A 13402-nucleotide genomic window follows, 5' to 3' on the forward strand; every position below is an offset into this window, starting at 1 on the left:
GCAATAGCACAAGGAAGCGCAGATAGCATCGTATAAAAACAATTCGCACAGACTCCGGGGTGAGCTTCATGGAGCTACAGTTTAAACCGCAACGGTAGGACTCATCATTATGGTGCCTTCGGAACGTCAGCCCGCGTGTCGGGGTACTTTCCTCCGGTAAGTCTGTCCTGGAGCGGCCGGCCTTACGCTTGCGACAACAGATGTCCCTAACTTCCTCGCCGATCTCGACCTGCGGAGCCCGATGGGGGCGTTCAGTAATCGCAACCCGTTCAGCACCACAAGAACCGTCCCACCCTCGTGACCAATGACCGCAAGCGGGAGAGGCAGTTCGAAAAACAACCCGCCAGTGACCAGCACCGCCATGGCGCTCATGGCAAACACAAGATTCTGCCTGATAATCGTTGCAGTCCGGTGGGCCAGTTGATGTGCCTCTGCAAGTCGTCCCATGTCATCCGACAGAAGTGCGACGTCGGCGGCCTGAAGCGCGACGTCCGAGCCGGCGGCACCCATGGCGATCCCTACGTCGGCGCGCGCGAGCGCGGCCGCGTCGTTGACGCCGTCCCCGACGAACGCCACCTTGCCCTCGGCTGTAAGGTCGCCGACCATGCGGACCTTGTCTTCCGGCAGCATGTCGGCATGGATCTGCTCAGGCGTCAACCCGAGTTCTTCACCTATGCGCAATGCGACGGGCCGACGATCGCCCGTCATCATGACGATCCTGTCGATGCCAACCTTGCGTAGCGCGGCAAGCGCCGGCGCGGAGGTGGGGCGTGCCTGGTCAGCAATGGTGACCGCCCCCAGCACACGAGTTCCCCGTCCCCCATAGATCACCGTCTGAGTGTCCGCCGCCAATGCCCGCAGCGCCGGGTGATCGATGGATGCGCCCATCTGAGCGGCGAGGCGCGGGTTGCCCGCCCACAACTGACCACCGTCTCCGTCATCGCCGACGATGCCCGCGCTCGGCCGGTTGGTGACCTCTCGCACCGAGATGGGCGTGAGGCCGCGACTGGCCGCCTCCTGGCGGATGGCAGCGGCACTTGGATGTTCCGACTGGGCCTCAAGCCCTGCGAGGAGCGACAGGAATCTTGGCTCGTCACCGTCAAGCGCAACGACATTGGTTACGGACGCCTTGCCGGTGGTCAGTGTTCCAGTCTTGTCGAAGGCGAACGTGTCGACCGCCGCGAGGATTTCCAGCGCGGCCCCACCCTTGAACAGCACGCCTGCGCGCGCGGCAGCCGACAGCGCGGACAGGATGGCGGCGGGCACGGAGATGACAATCGCGCACGGGCTGGCGGCCACCAGCAAGGTCGCCGCTCGGTAGAGCGCTTCCTCCCAGTCGCGCCCTAGCCAGTAGAACGTCATGAAGGCCAGGATGGCCCCGACCATCACCGCAACCGTGTAACGTTGCCCGAACCATGCGCTGAACCGCTCGGATGGCGCCTTGGCCGCCTGCGCCTGCGTCACAAGCGCGATCATGCGGGCGACGGTGCTTTCCTCGACCGTCTTCGTCACGGCCGCCTCGAGCACCCCGTCGATGTTGACCGTTGCCTCGAAGATCTGGGCGCCCGGCTGCTTCGTGACGGGCATCGACTCGCCCGTGATGTTCGCCTCGTCCAGCGAGCCGCGGCCGCTGACGATTACGCTATCCGCCGGCACTCGCGCTCCCGGCCGCAGCACGACGATGTCACTCACCTCAAGGTCTGCGATAGGAATTTCCGTGACCGTGCCGTCGGGAGCCTTGCGCAATGCCGTCTCCGGACGCAGCGCCATCAAGGCCTCGATGGCGCGGCGGGCGCGCCCGAGCGCGCGCTCCTCCAGAGTGGTCGACACGCTGAAGAGCGTGAGCAGGACCGCACCTTCGAAAGGTGCTCCTACCGCCGCAGCCGCAACGGCTGCTACGACCATCAGCAGGTCAATGTCGAGCACCCGTTCTTCCCACAATGTGACGGCGGCCCGCCATGCCGCAGGCAGACCGCCGGCGAGATAGACCAGCAAGAGACCGACGAGAGAGGAGAGTTCGGCGGCAACGCCCTGAAGGGGCCATAGACCGACGATGGCCATGAGCATCCCGGTGACGGTCAAGACGGTCAGGATCATCGTACGATCTGTAGTGAACAATTTTCTCACATCATCGATCCGCATGCTGAACAAGACGCCGCATTCCTTCAAGAATCTGGCGCCCCAAACGACAAGTTTTATCTTACGTCACACTCTCCAGCAGGAGAGCTTCCTTCGCCAGGGGCTCGGTCAGGAAATCGAGAAGGGCGCGGATGCGCGCGGTCCCGCGCAAGTACTAGTCGGTCAGCAGCCAGAGATCGAGCGGTGAGGCTCTCGGACATGCCCCGACCCGGACGAGGTCAGGCCCCGGGTCCGCGAGGCCGCAAGGCAAGGGGCCGAGCAATGCTCGGCCTCGTGACCTCGGCTAAGGAGTTCACGCGATAGGCGGGGTGCACCTCCGGCAGAAACCCTGCAAAAAACCGACTGGCAAGGGCCGCGTATCGGCTGCACCGCCAGCGAAGCCAGGGCGTCGTGCGCATGTCCGGAATCTCCGGGGGTCAAATCCGACGTGATGTAAGAAGGCTATTCGAGCGATTAAAGAACGCCTTGAACACGAACAGCTGAGTCTTGCTAAAGACGTAGGATGTCAACCCAAGGATGGAACGCTTCGGACGCGCACTATTTGCGCCCGACCGCATTCTCCTCTCTAGCCTTACGGTCAAGCTCCGGAGAGGCTGGGCCGCCAAGATTTATCTTAAAAAGTTGGCGCGCCGTAATGCCGATAGCGCTTTCCGTGACCAAGCTGCCGGTAAGCTTCTCGTTGTTTTGACCAACGACCTCTTGGACAGATTTCGGTTGAGTTGCGGCGATCCCAAACACTACTTCAATTTCGTAATCTCCAGGTGTGAGCGCGCCGCCGTTCCGAGAAAACGGTCCTGCAGTAAACCGACGATTTGACACCACTGCAGTGTGTTTTGACAAGTAGTTCGCCTCACTGCGGCTAACGGAAACAAGCAATATGGAATTATCGGGTAGATTGGTCGTCCCGAGAACCCAAGGCATGCCCTCTCGCGTTACGATAACTTTAATGACAACATCCAATGCATGACTAATGCTTGTAGCATCCACCAACAGGATAACGGCCAGAGCTGAAAAGAGTTGGCTCATGTGACGCCAGGTCATCATGTTTGCTCCATGTAAACTGGAAAGCGCGGGACGCAGCGCAAACATGGTTTAGCTGACTAGCTCACTTTCAGACTTTCGCGGCCGATTGTCCGGTCGACTCGGCTGGTCGTCATCATCCAAGAAGATCCTCTGCGCCGCACCATCAAGGTCGTCATATTGCCCGTTCTTGAGCGACCACATGAATGCCGCGAGCCCGATAAGGCCGAGCCCAAGAGCGATAGGAATGAGATAGAAGAAATCCATCAGCGGATCGCTCGATAGGCGTGCCAGGTGCCATGGCCTAGCACCGGGAAGACGATGATCAAGCCAATGAGACCCGTGGCGAGACTGACGAGAAAAAGACCCAGCACGATCATGCCCCAGGTGAGCATCACCGGCAGATTGTTCCAGACGAGGGCGGTGCTGGTTCCCATCGCAGTCAGCGCATCCACTCGCTCGTTGAGCAGCATGGGTATCGACAGCGCGCTGATGGCGAATGAAAATGCCGCGAACAGCCCGCCTACGATGCTGCCGACCATCAGCATCATCCAGCCGGTTGGTGTTGTGAACAACATCGGCACAATGTGATCGAGGCCGGGAAAAGGTCGCAGTCCGAAGAACAGGGCATAAACGATGACAGCGGCGCGCATCCACAACAGCATCAGAAGGCAAAGCAGGATGCCCGTGAACAGAACCTGTCCACCGGACCTGGGTTTGACGAGGATCATCCGCCGGAGGCTGACGGGTTCTTTTGACGCGATGCGACGGCTCTTTTCATAGAGGCCGATGGCAAGCAGCGGTCCGACCACCATAAAGCCCGCGAATGCCGGAAAGAGGATATAATCCCATCCGAATGCAAAGAGGCCGACCACGATTGCAATCGAGACCAGAAAGACCAGAGCGCCGTAAACCAGGCTGCTCAGCGGCTGCACTTTCAGATCGCGCCATCCAGCCGCCAGCCATGTAAAGGCAGTCAATGGCGCCAGTTGCCGGTTCCAGGTTTCCTTCCGCGGCGTCGGGGGCAGCACGGCTGGGATGGTGGTCATGCTCCGTCTCTTTCCGTTTCTACCTTCACCGCGGCGAACATGCAGACTTCGCGGCACGGAAGCGGTTTTGTGCGCTGTCCGGATCGCCTTGCCTGACATGATCGACGCAGGCCGGTTGCGACATAACCGCGACGTAAACCAGATGGCCGTTGGCGGCGACAAGAAACAGCAGACCAAGGCCGATGGCGATCCAGACCGCCGCCTTGCGCTGAATTCGAGCCTGCCGGGCCGGTGTGTCAGTCATGGCTTGCGCGACCTCAAATCGACGAGATACAGCGCGAGAATCTTGCGTTCGAGCGATCCGAGGCGATTCTCCCATGCCGGCATTTGCCCCTGCCGGCCATGCCAGACGGTTGTAAAGATCGATTGCGGGTCGCCGCCATAGATCCACGTTCGATCAGTCAGGTCAGGGGCGCCGAGATCGGACTTTCCCTTGCCGTCCTCGCCGTGGCACGAGGCGCAATTTGCCGCGAAGATCGTCTTGCCCGCATCGAGCCGCTCCGGCGGTGTTTGTTTTGCTGCTGCGGAGTCCGACAGAGATTGTACAAAACTTACGACGTTTTCGACATCGGCGCGCGGCAGAATGCTGTCGCGCCCGAATGCGAGCATCTGTGCGATGCGGCTGTTCGGGTGAGTGGAGTTGATGCCAACCCGGATCGTCTCGGCAATCGTCTCCGGGTCGCCGCCCCACAACCAGGATTCGGTGGTTAAGTCCGGAAACCCCTTGCTTCCCTTCGCTTGGAGACCGTGACAGGCGGCGCAATTGTCGCCGAACAAGGTCCGGCCGGTCTGGCGCACGATCGTCATCAGTGCGGGGTCGGCCTGGATGGCTTGATAGCTCTCGGTCTCGATCTTCTTGGTCCAGCTTTGACGATCGAGCGACGCGCGCTGCAAGGCTTCGTTCACGGTTGCGCGCTGATCGATTCCGAGCAGGCCCTTGGTATAGGTCCAGCCCAACGGGAAGGCCGGGAACAGGATCCAGTAGCCGAGCGAAAACAGAGCTGTGGCGATGAGAAAAAAGTAAACCGGGCGGGGAACGGGCGTGTTGAGTTCCTTGATGCCGTTCCACTCATGACCCGTGGTCAGATAACCCGTATGGGGATCGCGTTCTGTCACCGCCATGGCCGATCCTCGTCATCGATGATCGACGTCGCGGCCTGATCAAACCGCTTCTTTTTCGAGGGCCAATACGTATACGCCACCACCACGATAGACAGTGCGATGAGGTAGAAAAGGCCGAACGATTTCGAAAACCATACGAGTGTATTGTGGGCGAATTCCATCGTCATCTCCCGGCCGAAGCAACCGGCTTGTGCGCCGCATCGGTCAACCGTCCAAGGATCTGCAGATAGGCGACAAGCGCGTCCATTTCGGTAGGATCGCCCGGCGTGCCGTCGAAGACCCGCACATTTGTCGCTTCGCCGTAACGCTTGGTTACGCCTTCCGCCTGCGGCGAGTCGGGGGCGGTCTGCCCATAGGCATCTGCAGGCGCATTGGCGATCATTTCATCGGTATAGGGGACGCCCACCGCCCGCAGCGCCCGGAGGTGTCCGCCGAGATCGTCGATTCGCAACGCGGTCCGCGACAACCAGGCATAGGCGGGCATGATCGATTCAGGCATGACGGCGCGAGGGTTGTTCAGGTGTGCGACGTGCCACGCGTCGGAATATTTGCCACCCACGCGCGCCAGGTCCGGCCCAGTACGCTTGGAGCCCCACAACATCGGGTGATCGTGTTTCGATTCGACAGCCAGAGAATACGGACCATAGCGCTCGACCTCGTCCCGCAGCGTTCTTATCATTTGCGAATGACAGGCATAGCAGCCCTCGCGAATGTAAATGTTACGGCCGGCGAGTTCTAACGGCGTGTAGACCCGCATGCCGGGCGCCGCTTCGACCGTCTGGTGGATCGTGAAGAGCGGCGCGATCTCGACGATGCCGCCAATACTGGCTACGCCGATGATCGCCAGGACAAATCCGATCGCCTTTCGCTCCAGGCGATAATGAAAGCCAAACATGAGCGTCACTCCCCAGGCTGAAGTGCGGGTGTGCCGACCAGAACGGAATCGGGCGTGCTGGAGACTGGCTCGCGTGTGACCTGCGGCGCGGTACGAATCGTCATCCAGATATTGTAACAGCCCACAATCGCGCCGATCAGGAACAGCAGGCCGCCGATCGCCCGTGCGATATAATAAGGTCGCATGGCGACAACGGATTCAATGAACGAATAGGCGAGTGTGCCACTCTCGTTGTAGGTCCGCCACATCAGCCCCTGAATGATGCCGGAATTCCACATCGCGAAGACGTAAACGATAGTGCCGGCGACCGCTAACCAGAAATGCACTTCGACCAGCCGCGCCGAATACATCCCTTCGCGCTTCCAGAGCCAGGGCACCGAAGCATAGATCGCGCCGAATGTGATCATCGCGACCCAGCCAAGCGCGCCGGCATGAACATGACCGACCGTCCAGTCGGTATAATGCGAGAGCGCGTTGACTGTCCGGATCGCCATGAACGACCCTTCGAAGGTAGACAATCCATAGAAAACAGCCGCCACCATCATGAAGCGCAAGGTCGCGTCGTCACGGACCTTGTCCCATGCGCCGTTAAGCGTCAGCAGCGCGTTCGCTGCGGACGCCCATGATGGCACCAGCAGCATCACAGAAAAGGTCATGCCGAGTGTCTGCACCCAATGGGGAAGAGCCGTATAGTGGAGGTGGTGCGAGCCCGCCCACATGTAGAAGAATGTGATGCCCCAGAAGCTGATAATCGAGAGGCGATAGGAAAAAATCGGTCGATTGGCTCGTTTCGGCAAATAATAATACATCATCCCGAGGAAGCCGGCGGTCAGGAAAAACGCAACGGCGTTATGGCCGTACCACCATTGCGTCATGGCGTCCTGAACACCGGAGAATGACGAGTAGCTTTTGGCGTGGCCGAAAGACACCGGTACGGCGAGATTGTTGACGATGTGCAGAATCGCCACAACCAGAATGAAAGCCATGTAATACCAGTTGGCGACGTAGATATGCGGTTCTTTGCGTCGCGCGAGCGTGCGCATATAGATTGCGAAATAGACAACCCACACGATCACCAGCCAGATATCCGCGTACCATTCCGGTTCGGCGTATTCTTTCGACTGGGTAATCCCCATTAGATAGCCTGTGACAGCGAGCAGGCAGAAGAGGTTGTAGCCGAACAAAACGAACCACGGGCTGATTTGATCCGGCAAACGCGCCCGCGACGTGCGTTGCAGTACGTAAAGCGATGTCGCGATCAGCGCGTTGCCGCCGAAGCCGAAAATAACGGAAGTCGTGTGGACGGGCCGGAGCCGTCCGAAACTGGACCATGCCGCGTCGAAGGCGAGATCCGGATAGACCAATTGCCAGGCGACCCAATCGCCGACAAACATTCCGATAACGGCCCATACCATTGCGATGACGATGCCCGCTTTGGTGGGGTCATCGTAATAATATGCAAACCGTCCTTCGGACGGCTCCGGCGAGTAATATTTGGAGATGATCGCGAAAATGCCGCCAAGCGCCGCGAGAAAAATCAACAGCCCTTGCCCGCCGAGGAGATCGTCGCGTCCTGCAATGGCCAGCACGAGGCCGGCGACGGCCAACAGGATCAGCGTCACCATCGCGAATTGGCGCTCACTGGTCGTCAGCTGTGCGATCATAAAATTGGTTCCATACCTAGAGCACGTTGATGAGTGTCGCCGCCGTTATGAGGCAGGAGGCGTGCAGCCCCGAGTGGATCGCTCGTCACAGACTTCGGCGGCGGCGCTGCGGCCGTTCGCCGAAGTCGATGGTCGAGCGTTGCAGGATTTCGTCCTCGGAGCCAATCCGAAGTCTCACATGCCGTCCATGATAAAATAGATTGATTCGAAACGTCCCGCGATCTGAGTCTATCCCGCTTTCGCACATGCAGGTGATGCTTTTGCTGCGCATCAGGGCGGGAACGTCCGCTGGCGGCACATCGATAAGTTCGCCGATCAGCGCAGCGTCAAGAGTGAAGCCGTTTCCATCGCGTTCGATCGGTGTTTCGCGTCTGCCAATGGCGCTGCGACTGGCAATCATTGAAAAGCCCTCCGTAAACACGTAGCTCTCACGCTCTTGCGTCAATTTTGATGGTGGGGCCGCGAGTCCGTGACGATCGGGCTCTCGTCGGTGCGGAAAAATCCGACGGTTTCAGCATCAGATCAGCGATCGTGTACTTATCGAGCGTTACGATAAAGGCGTTGAGAGCTTCATTAAGCATCGAGGGCAATTTGCAGCAGCCTGTGACGATGCACTGACTCCCGGTGGCAAAGCATTCGACGAGCGCAAAATCGGCTTCGGTCGCGCGGACCACATCCCCGACGCGGATCGCTTCTGGAAGCTTGGCCAACATAAACCCGCCAGAGCGGCCCCGGACACCTTTCAGGAAGCCGCGCCGCACGAGGATGTTGACGACTTTCATCAAGTGAGCGCGCGATATCCCATAGGTGCGGGCAGTTTCTTCAATGGTGATAAGTTTGTCGCCAGACGCCGCGGAATACATCAAAACGCGGAGAGCATAATCCGACAGGGTTGTCAGGCGCATGGTCGTCTATCGCTCGATCGACTGGGGGGAAACTCCACCGGTTGCCGAAGCACTAAATGAAGAAGGCCACCGCCGCCGCCCCAATGAAGGCCCAGGCAAACGAGTTGATCAACATTCGAACCAGATCGCGATTGTCCGCCTTGCCGACGCCAATCGCGTCACAGGCGAGATCGCCCGGCAGTAGAAGTACGGCGGTGAAGGCGTTCACAACGGAAGTTGCATGTCCCATGAGATGTCTCCTCGCAGCTTGACAATAGTGGCGTCGGCTCACAAAAGCAATATATAAAATATATCTTTAGGACGATCCGATGGAAAGATGCTGCCACGCGGCGCGCCAGAATAACGGCGGAGATCAGGGGCCGGACCGGGATCGACGAGGCGATGATCAGCGCGCTCGTCACTACGTTTTATGCTCAGGTCCGGAGCGATCCGCTTATCGGCCCGATCTTCGAGGCGAAGGTTGACGACTGGGACCATCATCTGGAGAAACTTTGTGCGTTCTGGTCGTCGGTCGTGCTGATGACGGGCCGCTATCACGGTCAACCCATGCAGGTCCATCTCTCGCTACCCGTCAGAAGCGAGCATTTCGAGCGCGGGCTGGCAATATTCGAAGCGACGGCCTTGTCTGTTTGCCCAAGACAGGCAGCGGATGCCTTCACCGACCGTGCCCGCCGAATTGCCGACAGTCTGGAACTTGGAATCGCCGCGCGCCGGGGTGAAATTGTCAGGCCGCGCTGGGAGAAAGCGGAAACAACATGTCCTTCATTAAGGCTAGCATTAGACTAACGTTATTTGACATCCCGCCGTCTTCAGGAATTGAAGCCATTGAAGCCATTGGGCGAGCTTTAGCAAAGACTTAATCTTCGAGGTGCCTCGCACGACTGCGAGTAGCGTAGTGCTCGAATCTTCTTTGAGATGGACGGTGCCAGCTCTTACAGGTCGACTGCAAAGGCAGGCAGCCATTTTGATTTTCAGCTCTCCGGTGTAAACACATGGCCTCATGGGGCCATTGCTCAACGACAAGCTGCTTGAGGTATTGAAGGCGGTTGCGCCACTCGTTGGCGTCGTCTGCGTGCTTCAGGTCACAATCATCCATGCGCCGATTGAACTGTTCCTGCAGTTTCTCCTGGGCTCGGTCCTTGCCATCGCTGGCATGCTGCTGATTTTCACAGGTGTCGATCTCGGCATATTGCCGATGGGGCGGTTCATCGGAGCCGAACTGCCGAAAAAGAGATCGGTTGCTCTCATCATCGGGGTCGCGTTCGCGCTCGGCTTTGCGACTACGGTGGCTGAGCCCGACGTTCTTGTGCTGGCCGGACAAGTCGATGCCGCCTCGAAAGGCGCCATGTCCGGGCAGTTGGTTCTTTATCTAATCGCGACCGGGCTTGCGACGCTGATCGCACTCGCGATGATGCGCATCCTGCTCGGCTGGCCGATCAAGTACATGTTGACCGCGGCCTATGCGATCATGCTCCTGCTCGCGATGTTCGCGCCGCCGGAATACATCGCGCTTTCATTCGACGCCGGTAGCGTGACCACCGGGGTTCTGTCGGCGCCAGTGATCATCGCATTAGCGATCGGCCTGAGCTCCGTGCTCGCGGGTCGCTCTGCCATATCCGATGGTTTCGGGCTTCTGGGCTTTGCGTCAATTGGACCGATCATCGCGATCCTTCTGATGGGGATGCTGCTGTCATGATTGCGGCGCTGATCGAGGAGATTGCAGCGACATTCTGGAGCGTGACGATCGCAATCGTACCGCTGGCGATGCTTTTCCTGCTCTTTCAGGTCTTCCTGCTCAGACTGCCGCGCCGGCAGGTTGCCGACATGCTCAAGGGCACGGCGATAGCGGCGGTTGGCCTCTATCTGTTTCTCCTCGGAATTGGCATCGGCTTCCTGCCCTTCGGACGCGCGATCGGCGAGGGTCTCGGCGCACTGGAAAACAAATGGCTGTTCATTTTGGTCGGGGTGCTGCTCGGATTTCTAACAACATTCGGAGAGCCGGCCGTGCGCATTTTGGCCGAGCAGGTGGAGGGCGCCTCGAACGGTTCCATTCGCGGCCCGATGGTCCTGCAGGCCACATGCATTGGAGTAGCAATCTGGGTCGGGCTCGGAATGCTGAGGATCGCTTTCGGAATTCCGCTCCTGTACCTGCTCGTGCCAGGCTATCTCTGCATTATCGCACTGATGTGGGTAAGTGAACGGGACTTCGTTGCGATTGCCGTGGATGCCGGCGGCGTCGCTACCGGTCCATTGGCGAACAGCTTTCTGCTGGCTCTTGCGCTCGGCGCGGCCGCATCGACAGGAAGCCAGAATCCGATCGTTGATGGCTTCGGTCTCGTGGCGCTGATCGCACTTGCGCCGATCATGTCTGTCCTGGTGCTGGGCTTTTTCGTCCGATTGAAAACCCGTGAACGGGGGAGTGAGCGAGATGCATAGTCCCTGCCTGATCGTCAGTATCGTGCGGAAGGGTTGGGGGGATACAGTCCTCGAGGCCACGATGAAGTCCGGCGCCCACGGCGGCACGGTGCTGTTCGGCCGCGGAATCGGCCGCAACGAACAGCAGAAGGTTTTCGGCATTCAGATCGAGCCGGAAAAGGAGATCGTGCTCACGGTGGTCCCCGACAACATCAAGGACATGGTCCTAGCCGAGATCGTGCGCGCAGCCGAGTTGACCGCGCCCGGCCACGGACTCGCCTTCATCGTTCCGATCGAAAAGGTGGCCGGCATCGTTCACCTCGTGCAGGAGCGCCCCGAGCAGTGAACCCGGGGGCTGTTAGCCTGGCTCCCTCATCACCAGCGCGTCGCACGGTATCTCTGCCATGATCTGCTTGGAGACACTGCCGAGAAACGCTTCGAAAATGGCGTTCAGGCCTTTTGTTCCCAGCACGACAAGATCGATATTCAGGTCGCGCACGCAGTCGCGCAGCAATTGATCGGGAACGCCGAACTCGATCAGCGGCCGGGCGTGTTTGCGGATCGCTTCGCCGGACGGCGTGCCTTTGAGAAACGTCTCGTAATCCTGCTCCGCGACCTTCCGATACTCCCGGCGATAGCTGGCCTGATCCGGCACAAGCCCGCTCATGGGCGGATCGTAGGCATGGAAGATCGTGAGCGGCTGTTCGGGGAAATATCGGTGGGCGGCTTCCAGCGCATGGCGGGACGCCTCCGAGAAATCCGTTGCGATGAGGACATTGCGATAGGGGCGCCGCGCTCTGTTCTTGACGATGAGAACCGGCAGGTCCGAATTCCGCAGCAACCGGTCGACGGTCGTGCCGAGCACGAAACGGCCGAACGGCTCGTCGCGAGCAACGCCGGTCACGACGAGATCGCAACCTCTTGCCTCCGCGGTGCGCTGGATCGCCTCTGACGGGTCGCCCTCCTCGATGACGAGGGTTGCCGCGTCCGCAGCCTCGCCGATGTCCTCGACCAGCCTCTTATGCGCGAGGCCAACCGGATCCGGCGGACGCTTCCAGGAGGGCAGGACTGCGTCCGGTCCCCAGGTCGCAACCTCCTCCAGCACGTGCATGATGACCAGTTTGGCCTGCCATTGCTCCGAGAGCGCGACGGCACGGTCGAGCGCTCGATCACAGCGGGAACTCAAATCTGTGGCAAGCAGGATGGATTTCGGAGGTCCGCTCATCCAGCGCGGCTCATTCATCTTGAAGCATTCCTTTCAGCATCAGGTTCAGATGCGATTTATCGCGCAATCCTATTCAGGACGCCATTCGCGCCGCTAGACTGTCGGCTCAACTGCGACAATTCGCGTCTCACGCGCCGATCGATCAGTCACAACGAAATTTACCGGCTGCCCGATCCGCAAATTATCGATTGACATAATGGTCAACTACGGCAGCCATGTCCGGGCAAGGCTCGTAGCCATAACGCCGTTCTGACCATGCACGACACCCCCGCAGAACCCGTTTCCGCTGAACCGTACCGCGATACGGCCGACGCTGCCTTGGCTGCATTTCAGGTCGATCCCGAGCACGGTCTGAGCGCGGGTGAGGCCAGCGGACGCCTTGCGCGCTACGGCAGAAACGAACTCGATGCCGAGCCGCCACGCCCTGCGTGGCGAAAGTTTCTTGAACAGTTCGCTTCGATCCTGGTGATTTTGTTGATCGCCGCAGCGGCGATTTCCGCCGGCCTTTGGCTTTACGAGAGCGCCGCGGCGCTGCCCTACGAGGCGATCGCGATTATGGCGATCGTCATTCTCAATGCGTTCATGGGTTATATCCAGGAAGCGCGCGCGGAACGGGCGGCCGCCGCCTTGCGCGACATGTCGGCCGCCCGCGCAACTGTAATTCGCGATGCCAAGAGGCAGAGCATTCTCGCGACCGAGGTGGTACCCGGCGACATAATTTTGGTGGAGGAAGGCGACACCATTCCCGCTGACGCGAGGCTTGTTCAATGCGCCGCGCTGCAGACAGCGGAAGCCGCACTTACCGGAGAGAGCCTGCCGGTTTCCAAGGACGTCGCGCCGATCGCGGGCGACGCGGAGATAGGCGACCGGCGCAACATGATTTTCAGCGGGACGATCGCCGTCTACGGCCATGGCCGGGCCGTCGTTACAGCGACCGGCATGCTGACCGAGATGGGGCGCATCGCCCA

Annotated in this window: 19 protein-coding genes; 6 read left to right on the forward strand and 13 right to left on the reverse strand. The window is 59.7% G+C overall.

Annotated elements, in window-relative coordinates; genetic code table 11:
- Positions 1 to 126: 126 nt before the first annotated feature.
- Positions 127 to 2097 (reverse strand): cation-translocating P-type ATPase, encoded by a 1971-nt coding sequence (locus VNZ93_RS21120; protein WP_325709917.1) that lies wholly within the window; start codon positions 2095 to 2097, stop codon positions 127 to 129.
- A 13-nt stretch (positions 2098 to 2110) separates the two neighbouring features.
- Here VNZ93_RS21120 and VNZ93_RS21125 point away from each other — a divergent pair, with 13 nt between their 5' ends.
- Complete coding sequence (locus tag VNZ93_RS21125) at positions 2111 to 2326, forward strand: hypothetical protein (RefSeq protein WP_325709919.1); 216 nt, start codon at positions 2111 to 2113, stop codon at positions 2324 to 2326.
- A gap of 350 nt (positions 2327 to 2676) precedes the next feature.
- Here VNZ93_RS21125 and VNZ93_RS21130 read toward each other — a convergent pair whose 3' ends face one another.
- The 11 genes from VNZ93_RS21130 to VNZ93_RS21180 all read right to left on the reverse strand — a co-directional run bounded on the left by VNZ93_RS21130 (position 2677) and on the right by VNZ93_RS21180 (position 9023).
- Positions 2677 to 3183 carry a hypothetical protein gene (locus VNZ93_RS21130; protein ID WP_325709921.1) on the reverse strand — a complete coding sequence of 169 codons (507 nt, stop codon included), beginning with the start codon at positions 3181 to 3183 and terminating at the stop codon, positions 2677 to 2679.
- A gap of 48 nt (positions 3184 to 3231) precedes the next feature.
- On the reverse strand, positions 3232 to 3426 hold the full coding sequence (ccoS, locus tag VNZ93_RS21135; RefSeq protein ID WP_325709923.1) for a cbb3-type cytochrome oxidase assembly protein CcoS: 195 nt from the start codon (positions 3424 to 3426) through the stop codon (positions 3232 to 3234).
- The gene (locus VNZ93_RS21140) at positions 3426 to 4208 is read right to left on the reverse strand and encodes a DUF2189 domain-containing protein (protein WP_325709926.1); all 783 of its coding nucleotides are present in this window, start codon (positions 4206 to 4208) and stop codon (positions 3426 to 3428) included. Before VNZ93_RS21140 ends, ccoS begins: the two co-directional genes overlap by 1 nt.
- A 25-nt stretch (positions 4209 to 4233) precedes the next feature.
- Positions 4234 to 4452, reverse strand: a complete 219-nt coding sequence (locus tag VNZ93_RS21145) for a hypothetical protein (protein WP_325709928.1) — start codon at positions 4450 to 4452, stop codon at positions 4234 to 4236.
- On the reverse strand, positions 4449 to 5330 hold the full coding sequence (gene ccoP, locus VNZ93_RS21150) for a cytochrome-c oxidase, cbb3-type subunit III (RefSeq protein WP_325709931.1): 882 nt from the start codon (positions 5328 to 5330) through the stop codon (positions 4449 to 4451). Before ccoP ends, VNZ93_RS21145 begins: the two co-directional genes overlap by 4 nt.
- On the reverse strand, positions 5321 to 5491 hold the full coding sequence (locus VNZ93_RS21155; protein ID WP_325709934.1) for a cbb3-type cytochrome c oxidase subunit 3: 171 nt from the start codon (positions 5489 to 5491) through the stop codon (positions 5321 to 5323). The genes ccoP and VNZ93_RS21155 overlap by 10 nt, the downstream gene beginning before the upstream one ends.
- Positions 5492 to 5493: 2 nt before the next feature.
- Entirely contained in the window at positions 5494 to 6225 is a 732-nt protein-coding gene (gene ccoO / locus VNZ93_RS21160; RefSeq protein WP_325709937.1) for a cytochrome-c oxidase, cbb3-type subunit II, read from the reverse strand.
- A gap of 5 nt (positions 6226 to 6230) precedes the next feature.
- A complete protein-coding gene (gene ccoN, locus VNZ93_RS21165) occupies positions 6231 to 7889 on the reverse strand; it encodes a cytochrome-c oxidase, cbb3-type subunit I (RefSeq protein WP_325709940.1) in 1659 nt (552 codons plus the stop codon).
- 85 nt (positions 7890 to 7974) lie between these two features.
- Complete coding sequence (locus tag VNZ93_RS21170; protein ID WP_325709943.1) at positions 7975 to 8289, reverse strand: DUF6522 family protein; 315 nt, start codon at positions 8287 to 8289, stop codon at positions 7975 to 7977.
- Between the two features lie 28 nt (positions 8290 to 8317).
- The gene (locus VNZ93_RS21175) at positions 8318 to 8794 is read right to left on the reverse strand and encodes an Rrf2 family transcriptional regulator (RefSeq protein WP_325709945.1); all 477 of its coding nucleotides are present in this window, start codon (positions 8792 to 8794) and stop codon (positions 8318 to 8320) included.
- Between the two features lie 52 nt (positions 8795 to 8846).
- Positions 8847 to 9023, reverse strand: coding sequence for a hypothetical protein (locus tag VNZ93_RS21180; RefSeq protein WP_325709947.1), 177 nt, complete (start codon positions 9021 to 9023; stop codon positions 8847 to 8849).
- Between the two features lie 152 nt (positions 9024 to 9175).
- Between VNZ93_RS21180 and VNZ93_RS21185 the strand changes: the two genes are divergently transcribed.
- From VNZ93_RS21185 to VNZ93_RS21200, 4 genes are all read left to right on the forward strand, one after another.
- Positions 9176 to 9580, forward strand: a complete 405-nt coding sequence (locus VNZ93_RS21185) for a group III truncated hemoglobin (protein ID WP_325709950.1) — start codon at positions 9176 to 9178, stop codon at positions 9578 to 9580.
- Positions 9581 to 9794: 214 nt separating this feature from the next.
- Positions 9795 to 10490: a DUF1538 domain-containing protein gene (locus tag VNZ93_RS21190; protein WP_325709953.1), complete on the forward strand. Its 696-nt coding sequence runs from the start codon at positions 9795 to 9797 to the stop codon at positions 10488 to 10490.
- Entirely contained in the window at positions 10487 to 11230 is a 744-nt protein-coding gene (locus VNZ93_RS21195; RefSeq protein WP_325709956.1) for a DUF1538 domain-containing protein, read from the forward strand. The genes VNZ93_RS21190 and VNZ93_RS21195 overlap by 4 nt, the downstream gene beginning before the upstream one ends.
- Positions 11223 to 11555 (forward strand): P-II family nitrogen regulator, encoded by a 333-nt coding sequence (locus VNZ93_RS21200; RefSeq protein WP_325709959.1) that lies wholly within the window; start codon positions 11223 to 11225, stop codon positions 11553 to 11555. Before VNZ93_RS21195 ends, VNZ93_RS21200 begins: the two co-directional genes overlap by 8 nt.
- Before the next feature lie 12 nt (positions 11556 to 11567).
- Here VNZ93_RS21200 and VNZ93_RS21205 read toward each other — a convergent pair whose 3' ends face one another.
- The gene (locus VNZ93_RS21205; RefSeq protein ID WP_325709962.1) at positions 11568 to 12452 is read right to left on the reverse strand and encodes a universal stress protein; all 885 of its coding nucleotides are present in this window, start codon (positions 12450 to 12452) and stop codon (positions 11568 to 11570) included.
- A gap of 300 nt (positions 12453 to 12752) precedes the next feature.
- Between VNZ93_RS21205 and VNZ93_RS21210 the strand changes: the two genes are divergently transcribed.
- Positions 12753 to 13402 (forward strand): HAD-IC family P-type ATPase (locus VNZ93_RS21210; RefSeq protein ID WP_325709965.1); only part of this gene is annotated, 650 nt, incomplete at its 3' end.

It is taken from the genome of Pseudorhodoplanes sp. (assembly GCF_035565795.1).
Lineage (GTDB): Bacteria > Pseudomonadota > Alphaproteobacteria > Rhizobiales > Xanthobacteraceae > Pseudorhodoplanes.